The organism is Pseudomonas sp. TE3786 (genome assembly GCF_054057335.1).
Window position 1 is genome coordinate 148,572 of the sequence record NZ_JBSRZF010000007.1, and the last position, 17,960, is coordinate 166,531.

General features: G+C 62.8%; 15 protein-coding genes. 8 read left to right on the forward strand and 7 right to left on the reverse strand.

Annotated elements, in window-relative coordinates; translation table 11 throughout:
* Positions 1-33 precede the first annotated feature (33 nt).
* The 4 genes from ACVW0Y_RS10565 to miaB all read right to left on the reverse strand — a co-directional run bounded on the left by ACVW0Y_RS10565 (position 34) and on the right by miaB (position 3,822).
* The gene (locus ACVW0Y_RS10565) at positions 34-873 is read right to left on the reverse strand and encodes an HlyC/CorC family transporter (protein WP_457438076.1); all 840 of its coding nucleotides are present in this window, start codon (positions 871-873) and stop codon (positions 34-36) included.
* 41 nt (positions 874-914) lie between these two features.
* Positions 915-1,370: an rRNA maturation RNase YbeY gene (gene ybeY, locus ACVW0Y_RS10570; protein ID WP_457438078.1), complete on the reverse strand. Its 456-nt coding sequence runs from the start codon at positions 1,368-1,370 to the stop codon at positions 915-917.
* Complete coding sequence (locus ACVW0Y_RS10575; protein ID WP_457438079.1) at positions 1,363-2,367, reverse strand: PhoH family protein; 1,005 nt, start codon at positions 2,365-2,367, stop codon at positions 1,363-1,365. The genes ybeY and ACVW0Y_RS10575 overlap by 8 nt, the downstream gene beginning before the upstream one ends.
* A gap of 87 nt (positions 2,368-2,454) precedes the next feature.
* Complete coding sequence (gene miaB / locus ACVW0Y_RS10580) at positions 2,455-3,822, reverse strand: tRNA (N6-isopentenyl adenosine(37)-C2)-methylthiotransferase MiaB (protein WP_457438080.1); 1,368 nt, start codon at positions 3,820-3,822, stop codon at positions 2,455-2,457.
* A gap of 142 nt (positions 3,823-3,964) precedes the next feature.
* Here miaB and ACVW0Y_RS10585 point away from each other — a divergent pair, with 142 nt between their 5' ends.
* The 4 genes from ACVW0Y_RS10585 (at position 3,965) to ACVW0Y_RS10600 (ending at position 10,571) form a co-directional block, all read left to right on the forward strand.
* A complete protein-coding gene (locus ACVW0Y_RS10585; protein ID WP_271198118.1) occupies positions 3,965-4,291 on the forward strand; it encodes a DUF1820 family protein in 327 nt (108 codons plus the stop codon).
* 567 nt (positions 4,292-4,858) lie between these two features.
* Entirely contained in the window at positions 4,859-5,743 is an 885-nt protein-coding gene (gene yedA, locus ACVW0Y_RS10590; protein ID WP_457438082.1) for a drug/metabolite exporter YedA, read from the forward strand.
* 82 nt (positions 5,744-5,825) lie between these two features.
* Positions 5,826-9,350 (forward strand): response regulator, encoded by a 3,525-nt coding sequence (locus ACVW0Y_RS10595; protein WP_457438083.1) that lies wholly within the window; start codon positions 5,826-5,828, stop codon positions 9,348-9,350.
* A 30-nt stretch (positions 9,351-9,380) separates the two neighbouring features.
* Positions 9,381-10,571, forward strand: coding sequence for an HD domain-containing phosphohydrolase (locus ACVW0Y_RS10600; protein ID WP_457438084.1), 1,191 nt, complete (start codon positions 9,381-9,383; stop codon positions 10,569-10,571).
* Positions 10,572-10,660: 89 nt separating this feature from the next.
* Here ACVW0Y_RS10600 and ACVW0Y_RS10605 read toward each other — a convergent pair whose 3' ends face one another.
* On the reverse strand, positions 10,661-11,302 hold the full coding sequence (locus tag ACVW0Y_RS10605; RefSeq protein WP_457438085.1) for an NAD(P)-dependent oxidoreductase: 642 nt from the start codon (positions 11,300-11,302) through the stop codon (positions 10,661-10,663).
* A gap of 102 nt (positions 11,303-11,404) precedes the next feature.
* On the opposite strand from ACVW0Y_RS10605, the gene ACVW0Y_RS10610 reads away from it, so the two are divergent.
* The 4 genes from ACVW0Y_RS10610 to bfr all read left to right on the forward strand — a co-directional run bounded on the left by ACVW0Y_RS10610 (position 11,405) and on the right by bfr (position 14,959).
* Positions 11,405-12,295 carry a LysR family transcriptional regulator gene (locus tag ACVW0Y_RS10610; RefSeq protein WP_457438086.1) on the forward strand — a complete coding sequence of 297 codons (891 nt, stop codon included), beginning with the start codon at positions 11,405-11,407 and terminating at the stop codon, positions 12,293-12,295.
* Positions 12,296-12,504: 209 nt separating this feature from the next.
* Positions 12,505-13,398, forward strand: a complete 894-nt coding sequence (locus ACVW0Y_RS10615; RefSeq protein ID WP_457438087.1) for a PA4780 family RIO1-like protein kinase — start codon at positions 12,505-12,507, stop codon at positions 13,396-13,398.
* Between the two features lie 177 nt (positions 13,399-13,575).
* Positions 13,576-14,436 carry an EamA family transporter gene (locus tag ACVW0Y_RS10620; RefSeq protein WP_457438088.1) on the forward strand — a complete coding sequence of 287 codons (861 nt, stop codon included), beginning with the start codon at positions 13,576-13,578 and terminating at the stop codon, positions 14,434-14,436.
* 58 nt (positions 14,437-14,494) lie between these two features.
* Positions 14,495-14,959, forward strand: coding sequence for a bacterioferritin (gene bfr, locus ACVW0Y_RS10625; RefSeq protein ID WP_457438090.1), 465 nt, complete (start codon positions 14,495-14,497; stop codon positions 14,957-14,959).
* Positions 14,960-15,051: 92 nt separating this feature from the next.
* On the opposite strand, the gene cueR is transcribed toward bfr, so the two are convergent.
* Both cueR and ACVW0Y_RS10635 read right to left on the reverse strand, forming a co-directional pair.
* Entirely contained in the window at positions 15,052-15,450 is a 399-nt protein-coding gene (gene cueR, locus ACVW0Y_RS10630) for a Cu(I)-responsive transcriptional regulator (protein ID WP_457438092.1), read from the reverse strand.
* Positions 15,447-17,837 carry a heavy metal translocating P-type ATPase gene (locus ACVW0Y_RS10635; protein WP_457438094.1) on the reverse strand — a complete coding sequence of 797 codons (2,391 nt, stop codon included), beginning with the start codon at positions 17,835-17,837 and terminating at the stop codon, positions 15,447-15,449. The genes cueR and ACVW0Y_RS10635 overlap by 4 nt, the downstream gene beginning before the upstream one ends.
* Positions 17,838-17,960 lie beyond the last annotated feature (123 nt).

Sequence of the window (17,960 nt, forward strand, 5' to 3'; positions counted from 1 at the left end):
GTTGGGCTTTTCAGCCCAACCTGCGAGGCGAAGTTACCGGTCGATACGGGTCAGGCGCAGCAAGTGAATGCGGCGGCTGTCGGCGCTTAGAACGCGGAAACGGAAGTCGCCGATCTCGGCAATTTCGTTGCGTTTGGGCAGATGGCCGAAGGCGCTCATCACCAAGCCGCCGACGGTGTGGAATTCGTCGTCGGTGAACTCGCTGTCGAACGACTCATTGAAGGCGTCGATCGGCGTCAGCGCCTTGATCAGGAAGTCGCCGCTGGGCAGCGGTTTGATATAGCTGTCTTCCTCGACGTCGTGCTCGTCCTCGATATCGCCAACGATCTGTTCCAGCACGTCTTCGATGGTCACCAGGCCGGCCACGCCGCCGTACTCGTCGATGACGATGGCCATATGGTTATGGTTGGCGCGGAACTCGCGCAGCAGCACGTTGAGGCGCTTGGACTCGGGCACGAAGGTGGCCGGGCGCAGCATATCTTTGATGTTGAAGACCTGGCTGTCGTCGTGCAGCACCAGCGGCAGCAGGTCTTTGGCCAGCAGCACGCCGATCACGTCATCGAGGCTTTCGCCGATGACCGGGTAGCGTGAGTGAGCGGATTCGATGATCGCCGGGATCAGCTCCTTGGGCGTCAGGCCAGCCTTGATGCTGACCATCTGCGAGCGCGGCACCATGATGTCGCGTACCTGCAGGTCAGCCACCTGGATGGCACCTTCGACAATGGCCAGCGCTTCGCTGTCGAGGAGTTTGTTCTGATGGGCTTCGCGCAGCAGCTCGAGGAGCTCCTGGCGGTTTTTCGGCTCATGGGCAAAAGCCTGGGTAATTTTGCCTAACCAGGATTTTTGCCCGCTGCTCGATCGGTCTTCGCTCATGCTGTTTACTCAGTGTTCCTTTCTGGTGCCTGGAAGCCAGGCTATTCGTCGCCTGCATAGGGGTCAGGGTGACCCAGTTCAGCGAGCAATTGTTGTTCCAAGGTTTCCATCTCGACGGCTTCGTCGTCATCGATATGGTCGTAGCCCAACAGGTGCAGGCAGCCGTGAATCACCAGATGGGCCCAGTGGGCTTCAGGGCTTTTGCCCTGTTCGGCGGCTTCACGGTCCACCACCTGCACGCAGATCACCAGATCGCCCAGCAAGGGGATATCCAGCAGTTCATCGGGCACGTCGGCGGGGAAAGACAGCACATTGGTGGCGTAGTCTTTCTGCCGATAGGTGTGGTTGAGTTCGCGGGCTTCGGCTTCATCCACCAGGCGGATGGTCAGCTCGGAGTCGGCCGTGCGCTGGCGCAGGGCCAGTTCGCACCATTGGCGGAACCGGGCCTCGCTGGGGCTGGCGGCGCTGCTGGCGTTTTGCAGATCAAGCTCAAGCATTGCCGCGGTCTGCCTCGGGAGCCTTTTTGCTTTCGGCAGCCACTTCAAAGCGCTCGTAGGCTTCGACGATGCGCTGCACCAGTGGATGGCGCACCACGTCCTTGGACAGGAAGTGGGTAAAGGAAATGCCAGGCACATCCTTCAGCACTTCGATCACATGGGTGAGGCCGGACTTGGTGCCGCGCGGCAGGTCGACCTGGGTGATGTCGCCAGTGATCACGGCAGTGGAGCCAAAGCCGATACGGGTGAGGAACATCTTCATCTGCTCGAGGGTGGTGTTCTGACTTTCGTCGAGAATGATGAAGCTGTTGTTAAGGGTGCGACCGCGCATGTACGCCAGCGGAGCCACCTCGATCACCTGTTTCTCGATCAGCTTGGCCACTTGCTCGAAGCCGAGCATCTCGTACAGGGCGTCGTAGAGCGGGCGCAGATAGGGGTCGATTTTCTGCGACAGGTCGCCTGGCAGGAAGCCGAGCTTTTCGCCGGCCTCGACCGCCGGGCGCACCAGCAGGATGCGACGGATTTGCTCGCGTTCCAGAGCATCCACGGCGCAGGCCACGGCCAGGTAGGTTTTACCCGTGCCGGCTGGGCCGATGCCGAAGTTGATGTCGTGGTTGAGGATCGACTTCACGTAGCGCTGCTGATTGACGCCGCGCGGGCGAATCATGCCCTTGCGGGTGCGCAGGGCGACGCTGGCTTCCACCGTATTGCTGGCCAACTCTTCAACCGCAGATTCCTGCAGGAACAGATGGACGATATCGGGGGACAGTTGGGTGGCGTTGGTTTCCCGGTACAGGCGGCGCAACAGGTGCTCGGCGGCCTGGGTGGTCTCGGGTGCGCCGACCAGTTCGAACTGGTTGCCGCGGTTGCGGATCTCGATGGCCAGGCGCTGTTCGATCAAGCGCAGGTGCTCGTCGAATTGCCCGCACAAGTTGGCGAAGCGGCGAGCTTCAAAGGGTTCGAGGATAAAACGATGCGGTTCTATGGGTGCGTTCAAGGTCGTGTGTAGCCGCCACTCGGCAAGTAAGGTAGGGCGAAGGATAACCCCGGATGCCCGAGCGGGAAAGCTCGGGCATCTGCGGCTTTAGTGGCACTCGGCCACGGCTGGCGCTTCGCTGTTCTCTGCAACGACCAGGCTGCCGCGCAGGGAATGCGGTCTGGCCTCGTCGATCCGCACGTCGGCGAATTGCCCGATCAGGCTCGGGTTGTCGCAGCGGAAGTTGACGATGCGGTTGTTCTCGGTGCGCCCGGTGAGTTGGCCGGGGTCGCGCTTGGAGAAGTCATTCACCAGCACGCGCTGGATGCTGCCGACCATCTGCCGGCTGATTTCAAAGCCTTGTTGGTCCAGGCGGTGTTGCAGGCGGGCCAGGCGCTCGCGGTTGGTTTCTGCCGGGATTTCATCCGGCAGGTCGGCTGCGGGTGTACCAGGGCGTGCGCTGTAGACGAAGGAGAACGAGAAGTCGAAGCCGACATCGGCCACCAGCTGCATGGTGTTCTCGAAGTCTTTTTCGGTTTCGCCGGGAAAACCGACGATAAAGTCCGAGGTGATGCTGATGCCCGGCACGGCAGCCTTGAGCTTGCGGATGATCGACTTGTATTCCAGCCCCGTGTGGTTGCGCTTCATCGCCGCGAGAATGCGGTCGGAGCCGGCCTGTACCGGCAAGTGCACGTGTTTGACCAGCTCCGGCACTTCGGCGTGGACGCGAATCAGGCTCTCGGAAAACTCCAGCGGGTGCGAGGTGGTGTAGCGAATGCGGTCGATGCCGTCGATGGCGGCGACCACACGGATCAGCTCGGCCAGATCGGCGGTGCGGCCGTCATGGGTGACGCCCCGGAAGCCGTTGACGTTCTGCCCCAGCAGGGTTACTTCGCGTACGCCGTGCTCGGCCAGGTGAATGACCTCGGCCAGCACATCGTCGAACGGCCGGCTGACTTCTTCACCACGGGTATAGGGCACTACGCAGAAGGTGCAGTACTTGCTGCAGCCTTCCATGATCGACACATAGGCGCTGGGGCCGTCGATACGCGGCTCGGGCAGGCGGTCGAATTTTTCGATTTCCGGAAAGCTCACATCCACCTGGGGCAGGCGGGTGACGCGGGCGGCGTCGATCATTTCCGGCAGACGGTGCAGGGTTTGCGGGCCGAATACCACGTCCACATAGGGCGCGCGATCACGAATTGCCGCGCCTTCCTGGCTGGCCACGCAACCGCCGACGGCGATCACCATGTCCGGCTTGGCCAGTTTCAGCTCACGCCAGCGACCCAACTGGGAGTACACCCGGTCTTGAGCGCGCTCGCGGATCGAGCAGGTATTGAGCAGGATGACATCGGCGTCTTCGGCACGGGCGGTGACTTCCAGGGCCTGATGTTCGCCCAGCAGGTCGATCATGCGCGAGCTGTCGTACTCGTTCATCTGGCAACCGTGGGTTTCGATATACAGCTTCTTGCTCATGCGCGTTCTGAATCTCAGGGAGATGGGGTGACGTGAGAACCGCGCATTATAGGGACGCCGGCCCAAGAGGCCTAGCATTGCCTGCCGGGAGGCTATGCTATGATCCCGCCCCCGAAAATTTCCCACGGTTTTTCTCCCTCCCATGAGCAAGCGTGAACCTATCTACAAGGTGATCTTCCTCAACCAAGGCCAGGTGTTCGAGATGTACGCCAAGCAGATCTATCAGAGCGATCTGTGGGGGTTCCTTGAAGTGGAGGAGTTTGTCTTTGGTGAGCGCACGCAAGTGGTGGTCGACCCAAGCGAGGAAAAACTGAAGGCACAGTTCGAGGGCGTGGTGCGCAGCTTTGTGCCCATGCATGCCATTGTGCGGATCGATGAGGTGGAGCGCCTGGGCACACCGAAAATCAGCGAAGCGCGGGGTGGGGTGGGGAATGTGATGCCGTTTCCGATGCCTATGCCGGATAAGTGATTCGACGTTGTTCCTTCTAAACCGAGTGTGCTGGGCGCTTTTGTTTCGCGCCTTACGCGCGAGTCACTTTTCTCAATCGCCAGAAAAGTAACCCAAAGCGCTTGCCCCTACCTAGGCCTTCCGCTGCGCTCCAGGTCCCCTCCCTACGTCGCCGCTCCAGGGGTCGGTCTGAAGGGCCATCCATGGCCCTCATCCCTCTCCGCGGCTCCCGGCCGCTACGACCCCTTCCACGACGACTCCACTCGGCCTGGCGCTAAAGGGGCGGGCAGATCAAAAACCAGATCAAGAGCCAGAGCCAAATCAAACCTTGGCCGCGCCGCGATTGAGTTCCCCTCTCCCGCTAGGCCGACCGGGCAGGCGAGAGGGGCTAGGGGAGAGGGCCGGGCCCAACGCAGATCCCGGACGTAGGAGCCAGCTTGCTGGCGAACCCTGCAAACCCCATTCTCGAATCCCATCTCCAAACCCCCTTCAAGCTGTACACCCAATCCCCTCCCTGACTGTGCCTGTCCCGCCCTGCGTTTCTCCTCCTACACTCCCCCTCTTGCCTGCCGCCCACCGAGCCCTTCCATGCGTCCGCGTATTCCGCTGTTGCTCATTGCTGCTTTTGCCGCGCTCTACATTATTTGGGGTTCCACTTATCTGGCGATCCGTATCGGGGTGGAGACCTGGCCACCTTTGTTAATGGCGGCGGTGCGTTTTTTGATTGCCGGCAGCCTGATGTATGGCTACCTGCGTTTACGCGGTACGCCGTCGCCGACCTGGCGGGAGTGGCGCGCGGCGGCGGCGGTGGGCACGTTGTTGCTGGCTTTCGGTAATGGCGGGGTGACGTTGGCGGAACACGCCGGGGTGGCCTCGGGCGTGGCGGCGTTGGCGGTGGCGACTGTGCCGCTGTTTACCTTGCTGTTCAGCCGCTGGTTCGGCCACAGCAATTCCAAGCTGGAGTGGGCCGGCATCGCCTTGGGCATGACGGGCATTGCCTTGCTCAATGTCGGCTCCAACCTGCAGGCCAGCCCGGCAGGGGCGACGATGATTCTGTTGGCCGCCGCCAGCTGGGCCTTTGGTTCGGTGTGGAGCAAAACCCAACCCTTGCCCAATGGCCCCATGGCCAGCGCCACGGAAATGCTCGGCGGCGGCGCGGTGATGCTGGTGGGCAGTGTGCTCAGCGGTGAGCGTATGACCCAGATGCCCAGCGCCGCTGGCTGGGGTGCGTTGCTGTATCTGATCTTTTTCGGTTCGATCATCGCCTTCAGTTCCTACGTTTATCTGCTCAAGCATGTGCGTCCGGCGGCTGCTACCAGCTATGCCTACGTCAATCCGGTGGTGGCGGTGTTGCTGGGTATCGTGTTCGCCAATGAGCAGATCGGTGCCGAGGAGTGGCTGGCGATGTTGGTGATCATCAGCGCCGTGGTGCTGATCGGCTTGCCCCAGTGGCGGCGCCAGCCGGCTCAATAGGGCATCGCTCTACGGCCCGGAAGTAGCGCCAACCGGCAGGCTGACTAAGCTAGCTGAGCAAGCTCACCGCATCGGAGGCAGTATGGGTGGTTGCAAGGCATGGCTGGTTGGCCTGCTGATCGCGCTGGGGCTGGCGGGCCCGCTGCAGGCGGCACCCTTGAACCTGAGCACGGCAGAGCGCGAATGGGTGGCCGCCCATCCGGTGATCCGCGTCGGCGTGCAAAGTGGCGGCTGGGAGCCGTTCGATGTGTTGGGCGAGCAGGGCCAGCACACTGGCATCAGTGGTGATTACCTGGCGTTGCTCGGTCAGCGCCTGGGCCTGCATTTCGAGGTGGTGCAGCTGCGCGACTGGAACGCCGTGCAGGCAGCGCTGCGCAATGGGCAGATCGACCTGCTGCCCTCGGTGGCCAAGACCGACGAGCGCGAAGCGCGCATGGCCTTCACCGAGTCCTACCTGACCAGCAACAGCCTGATCTTTACCCGCCATGGGCTACCGATTCAGCGCACCGAGGATCTGGTGGGCTGGCGGGTGGCTATCGAACGCGGCTATGTCACCGAAGGGCTGCTGCGCGCCGCCGTTCCGCAGGTGCAACTGGTCGAGGTCGGCAGCACCGAAGAGGCGCTGCAGGCGGTGTCGTCGGGCGACGCGGACGCCTATGTCGGCAATATGATCGTGGCCAGTTATCTGGTGCGCAAACTCAGCCTGGCCAATATCGAACTGCGTGGCGAGTCGGGGCTGTTGAGCAGCGAGCTGCATTTCGCCGTACGCCGCGACTGGCCGCAGTTGGTCGATGTGCTGAACAAGGGCCTGGCCAGCCTGGACCGTACCGAGCGTGAGCAGATTCTCGACCGCTGGTTACCGCCATTGTCGGCCTTCAACTGGCGAAGCCTGCTGCTGGGGGGGTGGCCTTATATCCTCGGCGTGTTGGCAGCGTTGGTAGTGGTGGTGCTATGGAACCGCAACCTGCGCTCGCAGATCCGTCAGCGGCACCTGGCCGAGGCCGAGGTGGTGCGCCAGCGCAGTACCTTGCTGGCGATCATCAACGCGATTCCCGACCCGATCTGGTTCAAGGATATCCAGGGTCGCTACCTGGGCATCAACCAGGCCTGCGCCGAGCTGTTCGGGCACACCAGCCAGCAGGTGTTGGGCAAGCGCGACCACGAACTGCTCAACCTCGATTGGGCGGCCAAGCGTGAAGAACACGACTACACCGCCCTGACCCGCGACGGCACCTACGAAAGCGAGGGCCGGGTGCGTTATCCCGATGGTCATTGGGTGGTGTTCGATACTCTGCGCACCATCTTCCGTGATGACCGTGGTGTGCCCCTGGGCCTGGTAGGGGTGAGCCGCGATATCACCGCGCGCAAACAGGCCGAGGCGGCGATGGCCGATGCCAAGGAATTGGCCGAGGAGGCGGCGCGTCTGAAGTCGGATTTCCTGGCCAATATGAGCCATGAAATACGCACGCCGATGAACGCCATCATCGGCATGGCCCACCTGGCGCAGAAAACCGAGTTGGCACCGCGTCAGCGCGGTTATCTGGACAAGATTCAGCAGGCCAGCCAGCACCTGCTCGGGGTGATCAATGACATTCTCGATTTTTCCAAGATCGAGGCCGGCAAGCTGGGTATCGAACAGATCGACTTCAGCCTGCAGCAAGTGCTGGAAAACGTGGTCAACCTGATTGGCGACAAGGTTTCCGCCAAGGACCTCGAACTGGTGTTCAACATTGATCCCAAGCTGCCGCTGCAGCTGGTGGGCGACCCACTGCGCATTGGTCAGATTCTGATCAATTACGCCAATAACGCGGTGAAGTTCACCGAGCGCGGCGAAATCGAGCTGCTGATTCGCGCCGAGCAACAGGATGCCAAGCAGGTGCAGCTGTACCTCGCCGTGCGCGACACCGGCATCGGCATCAGCCACGACCAGTTGGAGCGGCTGTTCGAGTCATTCCAGCAGGCCGACAGCTCCACCACTCGCAATTACGGTGGCACCGGCCTGGGCCTGGCCATCTGCAAACGCCTGGCCGAGGCCATGGGCGGTCGGGTCGGAGTGGAAAGCCACGCCGGGCGCGGCAGCCTGTTCTGGTGCCGGCTGCCCTTGGGTATTTCCACCCAGGACCAGCAGGTGTTGCAGGCCCAGCCCAGCCTGTGCGGTCGCCGGGTGTTGGTGGTGGACGACAACCACAGCGCGCGCCGGGTCTTGCACGACATGCTGGTGGGCATGCGTTTTCGTGTGGAGACTGCGGTGTCCGGTCAGGCGGCCCTGCGTCAGGTGCAACTGGCCGACCAGGGCCGGCCCTTCGACCTGGTGCTGCTCGACTGGCAGATGCCGGAGATGGACGGCATTGAAACTGCCCGTCAGCTGCAGGGCCTCGAGCTGCAAGCGCCGCCCCGACTGCTGATGGTTACCGCCCATGGTCGTGAAGAGGTGCTGCACGATGCCCGGCAGGTGGGCGTCGAGGACGTGCTACTGAAACCGCTCAATCCTTCAGTGTTGCTCGATGCCGTGGTCAGTACCCTGGCCAGCCGCGCCCCGCGGCCTGCCGTGGGCACGGAGCCAGTGGCCGCCGGCAGCGCGCTGCCGAACCTGGCCGGCAAGCGCGTGCTGCTGGTGGAGGACAATGAACTGAACCGCGAAGTGGCCTGCGGGCTTTTGGAGGAGAGCGGCCTGCAGATCGAACAGGCTGAGCACGGTGCCCAGGCCGTGGAGATGTTGCTGGCCCACGACGATGGCTACTTCGATCTGGTGCTGATGGATATGCAGATGCCGGTGCTCGACGGCGTCTCCGCCACCCGCCGCGTGCGCGCCGAAGCGCGGTTCGCCGATTTGCCGATTATTGCCATGACCGCCAATGCCATGCCGGCCGACCGCCAGCGTTGCCTGGACGCCGGTATGGACGACCACCTGGGCAAGCCCCTGGACCCGGATCTGCTGTGGCGCACCCTGGCGCGCTGGCTGCGGGTGGAAGCGCCGAGTGTCGCTGAGACGGCGGTGGATGCGCCCTCGCCGGCCTGGGAATTACCGGGAGTCGACCTGGCCAGTGGGCTGCGTCGGGTGCTGGGCAAACCCGAGCTGTACCAGCGGCTGTTGCTGAAATTTGCCGCCAGTCAGAAGAATTTCACCGCGCAATTGCGCCAGGCACTAAACCAAGGCGAGAGCCAGACTGCCGAACGGCTGGCCCATAGCCTCAAGGGCCTGGCCGGCAATCTTGGCGCGGTGGATCTGCAAACCCAGGCAGCGCTGCTGGAGAACGTGCTAAAGGACGCCAGTGCGGCGGATGAGCTGCAAGCGTTGATCAACGAAGTGGAGCTGAGCCTGAACGCCTTGTTGCAGGCCATCGAACGCTTGTGGCCGGCCGCGCAGAGCGAGCAGCCCGTAGTGGTGGATGCGGCACAACTGGCAGCGGTCTGTCAGCTACTGGTGGGGCTGTTCGCCCACGACGATCCGCGTGCCGGCAAGGTGTTCGAAGCCCAGGCCGGGTTGCTGCGCAGCGCCTTCGATGACGATTTCCCGCCGCTGGCCGAGGCGGTTCGCTGCTACGATTTCGAACAGGCTCTGACGTTATTGCGGTCAACCGGTGAACAGCGTGGTCTGAGCCTCTAGTGCTCAGCCTTTTGACGACATGGAGATGGTATGGACGGGATACTCGACCGACCCGAGCAGGCGCTGGTACTGGTGGTGGACGACACACCGGAAAACCTTGAGCTGATGAGTGAGCTGCTACTGCCCAGTTACCGGGTCAAGGTGGCCAGCTCCGGGCTCAAGGCCTTGCGCATCGCCATCAGCAGTCCGCCGCCGGACTTGATCCTGCTGGACATCATGATGCCGCTGATGGATGGCTATGAAGTGTGCAAACGGCTCAAGGCCGATCCGCAGACGCGCGATATCCCGGTGATCTTCCTTACCGCCAAGACCGAACTGGCCGATGAGCAGCAAGGCTTTAACCTGGGGGCCGTCGACTACATCACCAAACCCATCAGCCCGCCGCTGGTGCTGGCGCGGGTCCAGGCGCAGTTGCAGTTGAAGGCCAGCGCCGATTTTCTGCGGGACAAAAGCGAATACCTGCAATTGGAAGTGCGCCGCCGAACCCGCGATATCGAAAAGCTTCAGGAGGTCACCATCGAAGCCATGGCCGGCCTGGCGCGTATGCGCGAGAACCCGGGCGGCGGCCATCTGGCGCGGATCGAGCCGTATATGGTGGCACTGGCCAGCGCGCTGGTCAGCCAGCAGCCGGCGCTGGCCGAGGAGCTGACCCCGGCGCGTATCGCCCGTCTGGGCAAATCGGCGTTGCTGCACGGTATCGGCCGCCTGACCTTGCCCGACCGCATACTGCATTCGCTGGTGCCGCTGGAAGCGGCCGACCAGCGCCTGCTGCACCGCCACGCCGAGGCCGGCTTTGCCGCCCTGCAGGCGGCCGAAGACAAGCTCGGCAGCACGGAAAGCTTTCTCACCGACGCCAAGCATATTGTCCACAGCCAGCATGAGCGATGGGATGGTGAGGGTTATCCACAGGGCCTGCGCGGCGGGCAGATTCCCCTGCCGGCGCGACTGATGGCGGTGGTGGGGCGTTACGAAGAACTCACCGCCCACCATCCCTACCGGCAGGCCAGCAGCCATGCCGAAGCGGTGGAAATCATCAGCGCCGGCAGCGGTACCGAATTCGATCCGCTGGTGGTGATGGCCTTTCTCGGTGCCGCTGACGAGTTCTGCAGCCTGGCCCTGGGCCTGGCCGATGACAAGGCGGCGATCAATTCGGACCTGCAGCGCTTGGATGAGTCGTTTGGCGAAACCATCGAACTCACCCTGCCGCAGGAGCCCGCCTGAGAGTTTCCGTTTTCAGGAATCGCGGCTAAAGCCGCTCCTACGGACTGTGGGTTCCCGTAGGAGCGGCTTTAGCCGCGATGCTATGGATCTCAGTTGGCGACGGTGAACCGTTTGCGCACCTGCTTGCCCTGCTCCAGTTCATCCACAATCGCTACCGCCAGGTCTTCCACACTGATGCCCGCCGGTGCCGCGCCATCCATCAACAAGTCTTCGCCACCCACACGGTAGTGACCTGTGCGCACACCCGGCTGCAACAGCGCGGGTGGCGACAGAAAGGTCCAGGCCAGATCCTGTTCCCCACGCAATTGATTGAGGTGCTGACGTGCGCCCTCGGCACCGTTTTTGTAGGCCGCCGGAAAGTCCGGGGTGTCGATCAACTGCAGGCCCGGTGCCACATACAAGCTGCCGGCCCCACCCACCACCAGCAGGCGCTCGACCTCGGCCTGCTTGCTGGCGGCCACGATGGCCGCGCTGCCTTTAAGAAACAGCGGCAGGATATCGGCCTTGTCCCAGCCAGGGTTGAAGGCGCTGACGACGGCGTCGTGGCCCTTCAGCACGGCTGCCAGGACGGCGGCGTCATAAGCGTCGGCCTTCACCGCGTGCAGCTTGGCATGGCTCGCCAACTTCTCTGGGTGTTGAACAATGCCGGTCACTTCATGGCCACGGCTCAACGCTTCTTGCAAAACAGCTGCACCAACAAAGCCGCTGGCACCGATCAAGGCAATTTTCATGGGTCTCTCCAAGTGGGTTAATCGCTGGCAGCCATCATCTGTCATGGGTAAAGCGCGGAGAAATAGGCTAAAAAGGCTTAAACAGTTAAGCGGAGCTTAATAATGGAGCAGTTAAAGCGGATGGCCGTGTTTGCCACGGTGGTGGACAAAGGCTCGATGGTGGCAGCCGCGGCAGAGCTGGGCATGACCTCATCGGCGGTCAGCCAGCAGATCAGCAAACTGGAAGCCAGTACCCAGGTCAGCCTGCTGCACCGCACCACGCGCAAACTGACCCTCACCGAAGCTGGGGCCACCTTCTATCGCAGCTGCGCCCAGGTGCTGGCCTTGGCCCAGGAGGCCGAGCAGCGCTTGCTGGAGCTGCGTGATGCGCCGGTGGGTGAGTTGCGTATTGCAGCACCGGTGGGCTTTGCCGGCGGCCGCTTGAGTCGGGCGCTGGCACCTTTGCTGGCGGCTCACCGGCAGCTGCGTCTGAACGTGTTTTTCGACGATGAACAGGTCGACCTGATCGAACAGCGCATCGATATCGCCCTGCGTATCGGTCGTCTGGAAAACTCCAGCCTGGTGGCTCGCCATGTTGTGGATTGGCCCGCCGTGCTGTGCGCCTCGCCGGCCTACCTGGCGCAGCAGCCGCCCATCGACACGCCGCAGCAGCTGCTAGGCCTCGATTGGCTGAGCCTGAGCACTCAGCACCTGCCGCAACAGCTGGTGCTGCATAACGGCAAGGGGCAGGAGCAGCGCTTGAAGCTGGACAGCCGCATCAGCTGCAACAATATGATCGCCGCCCGCGAGTTCACCCTGGCGGGAATGGGCCTGTCGATCCAGCCCGAACCCGAGGTGCGCGGTGAGTTGGCCAGCGGTCGCCTACAACGGGTGCTGCCCGATTGGCAGCATGCACCGCTACCGATCTACCTGGTCACCCCACGGCGTGACGCGCAGCCGGCGAAAGTGCGCTATGCCATAGAAGCGCTTAAACAAAATCTGCAGCATTCGTAAGAGCTGCCGGGCATAGCCACCGACCAAAAAAAGCCGAACCGAGCCGCCCAACCCCGGACAAATGCTTAGCAACTTTCCAACGATTTGCCCTGCTTCGCGTTCCCAGGGTCGGCATCGGCAAGCGGCTGTGAGAGGATGGGCCCCAGCCGGCCTTCGCGCCCAGGCATGCCCACCGACCTCTGGCATAAAAGGACCCTTGATAAAAGCTGATGAAGACTCCCAAACGCATTGAACCCCTGATTGAAGATGGCTTGGTCGATGAGGTGCTGCGCCCGCTAATGAGCGGTAAGGAAGCAGCGGTCTATGTGGTGCGCTGCGGTAAAGAGTTACGTTGTGCCAAGGTCTATAAAGAGGCGAATAAACGCAGTTTTCGCCAGGCCGCCGAATACCAGGAGGGCCGCAAGGTTCGTAACAGTCGTGATGCCCGGGCCATGGCCAAAGGCTCCAAGCACGGGCGCAAGGAACAGGAAGAGAACTGGCAGAACGCCGAAGTCTCAGCCCTGTTCCGTCTGGCCAGTGCTGGCGTACGGGTACCCAAACCCTTCGATTTTCTCGACGGCGTGCTGTTGATGGAAATGATCGCTGGCGCCGACGGGGATGCCGCACCGCGTTTGAACGACGTGGTGATGGAGCCTGACGAAGCCCGCGAATACCACGCCTTTCTGATCCGCCAGATCGTGCTGATGCTGTGTGCCGGCCTGGTGCATGGCGACCTCTCGGAATTCAACGTGCTGCTGGATGCCAACGGCCCGGTGATCATCGACCTGCCCCAGGCCGTCGATGCAGCCGGCAACAACCACGCCTTCAGCATGCTGGAGCGGGACGTCGGCAACATGGCGGCCTACTTCGGTCGTTATGCGCCGGAGCTCAAGCAAACCCGTTACGCCAAGGAAATGTGGGCGCTCTACGAGGCCGGCACCCTGCATCCGGGCAGCGTGCTCACCGGCGAGTTTGCCGAGGAAGAAGAGAGTGCCGACGTGGGCGCGGTGATGCGCGAAATCGAAGCGGCGCGGTTGGACGAACAGCGCAAACAAGCGGCCCGCGCAGATGCCGAAGGCCCAGCGAAAACCGACGAGCCGCCACCGCCGCCTTGGTTGCAGTGAGTTTTTAAAGCCAAAAGCATCGCGGCTGAAGCCCCTCCCACAAGGATCACCTATTCATGTGGGAGGGCTTTAGCCGCGATGCTCTTGATCTGCTCTGCCCAACAAAGTCGCCATCTGTATCCATACATTTCCCCCTCTAGCTGCTAGCGTACGCCCCAGTTTTTCTGGAGCTTCGCCATGCCGTTACGCCACGCCTTGCTTGCCTTGCTGGTCACCCTGATCTGGGGTGTGAACTTTGTGGTGATCAAGGTGGGCCTGCAGGATTTCCCGCCGCTGCTGTTCTGCGCCCTGCGCTTTGCCCTGGCGGCGCTGCCCTTGCTTTTTTTACGCGGACCGATGCCGGCACCCTTGTGGCGGATTGTGCAGATCGGTTTGCTGCTCGGGGTGTTCAAGTTCGGCGTGCTGTTTGTCGGCATGCACCTGGGCATGCCGGCGGGGCTGTCGTCGCTGGTGCTGCAGAGTCAGGTGTTTTTCACCATTCTGATTGCCGCCGTGATGCTCGGCGAACGTCCCAGCCACCGCGCCCTGGCCGGTCTGGCCCTGGCGGCCGGTGGCCTGGTGCTGATCGGTTGGCAGCGGCCATTCGGCGATAGCCTCCTGGCATTTGCCCTGGTGGTGTTTGCGGCGCTGATGTGGGCCTGCGCCAATATCGCCACCAAGCGCTCGGGAGCTACCGATATGCTGCGCTTGATCTGCTGGATCAGTCTGATCCCGCCGCTGCCGTTGCTGGCGCTTTCCTATGTGTTCGAAGGACCGGCGGCAATCAGCTTTGCCCTGAGCCATCTGAGCCTGCGTGGTATTGCCGCACTGCTGTTTATTGCCTTCCTCGCCACCACCGTCGGCTTTGCCATCTGGAGCTTTCTGCTGCGCCGCTATCCGGCCAGTGTGGTCACACCGTTTGCCCTGGCGGTGCCGGTTTCCGGGCTGCTGGCCGGTTGGTTGCTGCTTGATGAGCAGCTCAGTCCACTCAGTTGGCTGGCCTGCGCGCTGGTCTTCGTCGGCCTGGCGGTGACGGTGTTGCCCAAACGCCGGGCTTGACCGGCTAGTATTGTCGGCCGAAGCTTTCGCCTTCGGTTTTTTGTGCGGGGAACTCGCAATGCAGGGCAATAACGAAGTCGTCGAATACCTCAAGGATCTGCTGCGCGGCGAGCTGTCCGCCCGTGACCAGTACTTCCTGCATTCGCGCATGTACCAGGACTGGGGCTTCAACAAACTCTTTGAACGCATCAACCATGAGATGGAAGAAGAGACCCAGCACGCCGACGCCCTGCTGCAGCGCATCCTGTTTCTGGAAAGCACTCCGGACATGACCGCCAAACCCATGTTCCCCGGCTCCACCGTGCCCGACATGCTGCGCGCCGACCTCAAGCTGGAATACGAAGTGCGCGCCGCCCTGAGCAAAGGCGTGGCCCTGTGCGAAACCCACAAGGACTACATCAGCCGCGACATCCTGATTCTGCAACTGCAGGACACCGAGGAAGACCACGCCTATTGGCTGGAACAGCAGCTCGGGCTGATTGACCGTATCGGCCTGGAAAATTACCTGCAATCGCAGGCGTAAGCCTCACACCATTCCTGTAGGAGCAGCTTTAGCTGCGATGCAGTTGATTGTTTAAGAGCATCGCGGCTAAAGCCGCTCTTACGAGAGATGTATTACGCGCAACAGCCCTTCTCCAAATCCTTCAATATCGGGCAATCCGGCCGGTCGTCGCCGTGGCAGTGTTGTGCCAGCTCCTGCAGGGTGTCGCGCAGGCTGCTGAGTTCCTCGATCTTGCGGTTCAGGGCATCGATATGGTCGCGGGCCAGGGCCTTGACGTCGGCGCTGGCGCGTTGGCGGTCTTGCCAGAGGGTCAGCAGCTTGCCCACTTCCTCCAGGGAAAACCCCAGGTCGCGCGAGCGCTTGATAAAGGCCAGGGTGTGCAGGTCCTGCGGCTGGTAGTGGCGGTAGCCGGCTTCACTGCGATGGGCCGGCTGCAACAGCCCAATGCTCTCGTAGTAGCGGATCATCTTGGCGCTCAGGCCCGAGCGTTTTGCCGCTTGGCCAATATTCATTCGGACGTCTCCTCAAAGTCGGGTTTCCAGCGTTTCAGCAGCAGCGCGTTACTCACCACGCTGACGCTCGACAGCGCCATCGCCGCGCCGGCCAGCATCGGGTTGAGCAAACCGCAGGCGGCCAGGGGAATGCCCACCAGGTTGTAGATAAAGGCCCAGAACAGGTTCTGGCGGATCTTGGCATAGGTGCGCCGGCTGATCTCCAGCGCGGCTGGCACCAGGCGTGGGTCGCCACGCATCAGGGTGATGCCGGCGGCCTGCATGGCCACATCGGTGCCGCCGCCCATGGCGATGCCGACGTCGGCCGCCGCCAGGGCCGGGGCATCGTTGATACCGTCACCCACCATGGCCACGGTGGCGTGCTGTTTCAGGCCGTTGACCAGCGCTGATTTATCCCCAGGCAGCACCTGGGCATGCACCGAGTCGATGCCCAGTACCTTGGCTACCGCCTGGGCACTGCCCTGGTTGTCACCGCTGATCAGGTGGCAGGCGATCTGCCGTTGGCGCAGGGTGGCGATGGCCTCTGCCGCGCCAGGTTTCAGGCTGTCGCCAAAGGCCAGCAGACCCAGCACCTGCGGTGTCGGCTTTAGCTCCAGCAGCCAGGACAAAGTGCGTCCCTCGGCTTCCCAGGCGCTGGCCTGGGCAGCGAAATGCTCGCCCGGCAGCTGACTTTCATCCAGCAGCCGACGGTTGCCCAGGGCCAGCTCGCGACCGTCGACCGAGCCGGCAATGCCGCGGCCAGGGAGGGCGCGAGTAGCGGTCACTGCCGGCAGCGGCAGCGTGCGTTCCCGGCAGGCCTGCAACACCGCCTTGGCCAGGGGATGCTCGCTAGCTTGTTGCAGGGCACCGGCCAGGCTGAGCAATTGCGAGTCGTCCTGGCTGGCCTGCAGATGGACGATCTGCGGACTGCCAGAGGTCAGCGTGCCGGTTTTGTCGAAGGCCACCACGCTGACCTTGTGGGCGATTTCCAGGGCCTGGGCATCCTTGATCAGAATCCCGTATCTGGCCGCCACACCGGTGCCGGCCATGATCGCCGTGGGCGTAGCCAGGCCAAGGGCGCAGGGGCAGGCGATCACCAGCACGGCCACGGCATTGAGCAGCGCGGTTTCCAGGCCTGCACCGGCCAACAGCCAGCCAGTCAGAGTCAGCAGGGCGGTGCCGATCACCACGGGGACGAACACCTGACTGACCCGATCCACCAGTTTCTGGATCGGTGCCTTGGCGGCCTGGGCGTCTTCCACCAGGCGGATGATGCGCGCCAATACGGTTTCACCGCCGAGGGCCTGGGTGCGTACCAGCAAACGGCCTTCGCCATTGATGGCTCCGCTAGTAACCCGGTCGCCGGGCTCTTTGGCTTGCGGCAGGCTTTCGCCGGTGATCAGGGCTTCATCGGCATGGCTCTGGCCTTCAACCACCTCGCCATCGACGGCAAAGCGTTCGCCGGGTTTCACCACAATCAGATCGCCGAGCTGGATGTCAGTGATTGCCACCCGTTCTTCCACCCCATCGCGCCAGCGCACGGCGCTGTCCGGCCGCAACGCTTCGAGGGCGCGGATGGCGCTGGCGGTCTGGCGTTTGGCGCGGCTTTCGAGGTATTTGCCGAGCAGCACCAGGCTGATCACCACGGCAGCAGCTTCGAAGTACAGATGGGGCATGGCCCCGGCCGGTGCCGACCACCATTGATACAGGCTCAGGCCATAGGCCGCGCTGGTGCCCAGGGCCACCAGCAAATCCATATTGCCGGCACCGGCGCGCACGGCCTTGTAAGCGGCGACATAAAAACGTGCGCCGAGGACGAACTGCACCGGTGTGGCCAGGGCGAACTGCACCCAGGCAGGGAGCATCCAGTGCACACCGAGCCACTCCAACAGCATCGGTGTCAGCAGCGGCAACGACAGCACGATGGCGGCGATAACGGCCCAGCGTTGGCGCTGCAACAGGCGCTGCGGGTTTTGCTCGGGCCGGGCGGCGCTGATCAGGCTAGCGCTATAGCCAGCGGTTTTTACGGCCGCCAGCAGTGCGGCTGTGTCGCTGATACCGATCAGTTCGAGATGGGCGCGTTCGGTGGCCAGGTTGACGCTGACGCTGCTTACCCCGGGCAGCTGGGCCAGGGCGCGTTCGATACGGCCGGCGCAACTGGCGCAGGTCATGCCGCTGATGGCCAGTTCCAGGCGATGGGTGATGACGTGATAACCGGCGCTTTGCACGGCTTCGATCAGGTGGGGCAGGGCGTCGGCGCTGGCCTCGACGCGGGCTTGTTCGGTGGCCAGGTTGACGCTGGCTTGCTGGACGCCGGGGACCTTTTGCAAAGCGCGCTCGACGCGGCCGGCGCAACCGGCGCAGGTCATGCCCTGGATGGGCAGGTCGAAGGCTTGAGGGCTGGACATGGGGCGATCTCCATTGAGTTCGCCTAGAGGATCAACCTTGACCCCTGGGGAAGGTCAAGGGCTGATTGCTTAGGTTTGGGCTGGGGACAGGGGATTTTGCGCCATTCACCGTCATCCCAGCGC

Bases quoted from the DNA above. Each gene is read 5' to 3' on its own strand.
- ACVW0Y_RS10565 (WP_457438076.1), bottom strand. From the start codon at position 873: ATGAGCGAAGACCGATCGAGCAGCGGGCAAAAATCCTGGTTAGGCAAA.
- ybeY (WP_457438078.1), bottom strand. From the start codon at position 1,370: ATGCTTGAGCTTGATCTGCAAAACGCCAGCAGCGCCGCCAGCCCCAGC.
- miaB (WP_457438080.1), bottom strand. From the start codon at position 3,822: ATGAGCAAGAAGCTGTATATCGAAACCCACGGTTGCCAGATGAACGAG.
- ACVW0Y_RS10585 (WP_271198118.1), top strand. From the start codon at position 3,965: ATGAGCAAGCGTGAACCTATCTACAAGGTGATCTTCCTCAACCAAGGC.
- yedA (WP_457438082.1), top strand. From the start codon at position 4,859: ATGCGTCCGCGTATTCCGCTGTTGCTCATTGCTGCTTTTGCCGCGCTC.
- ACVW0Y_RS10595 (WP_457438083.1), top strand. From the start codon at position 5,826: ATGGGTGGTTGCAAGGCATGGCTGGTTGGCCTGCTGATCGCGCTGGGG.
- ACVW0Y_RS10600 (WP_457438084.1), top strand. From the start codon at position 9,381: ATGGACGGGATACTCGACCGACCCGAGCAGGCGCTGGTACTGGTGGTG.
- ACVW0Y_RS10605 (WP_457438085.1), bottom strand. From the start codon at position 11,302: ATGAAAATTGCCTTGATCGGTGCCAGCGGCTTTGTTGGTGCAGCTGTT.
- ACVW0Y_RS10610 (WP_457438086.1), top strand. From the start codon at position 11,405: ATGGAGCAGTTAAAGCGGATGGCCGTGTTTGCCACGGTGGTGGACAAA.
- ACVW0Y_RS10615 (WP_457438087.1), top strand. From the start codon at position 12,505: ATGAAGACTCCCAAACGCATTGAACCCCTGATTGAAGATGGCTTGGTC.
- ACVW0Y_RS10620 (WP_457438088.1), top strand. From the start codon at position 13,576: ATGCCGTTACGCCACGCCTTGCTTGCCTTGCTGGTCACCCTGATCTGG.
- bfr (WP_457438090.1), top strand. From the start codon at position 14,495: ATGCAGGGCAATAACGAAGTCGTCGAATACCTCAAGGATCTGCTGCGC.
- cueR (WP_457438092.1), bottom strand. From the start codon at position 15,450: ATGAATATTGGCCAAGCGGCAAAACGCTCGGGCCTGAGCGCCAAGATG.
- ACVW0Y_RS10635 (WP_457438094.1), bottom strand. From the start codon at position 17,837: ATGTCCAGCCCTCAAGCCTTCGACCTGCCCATCCAGGGCATGACCTGC.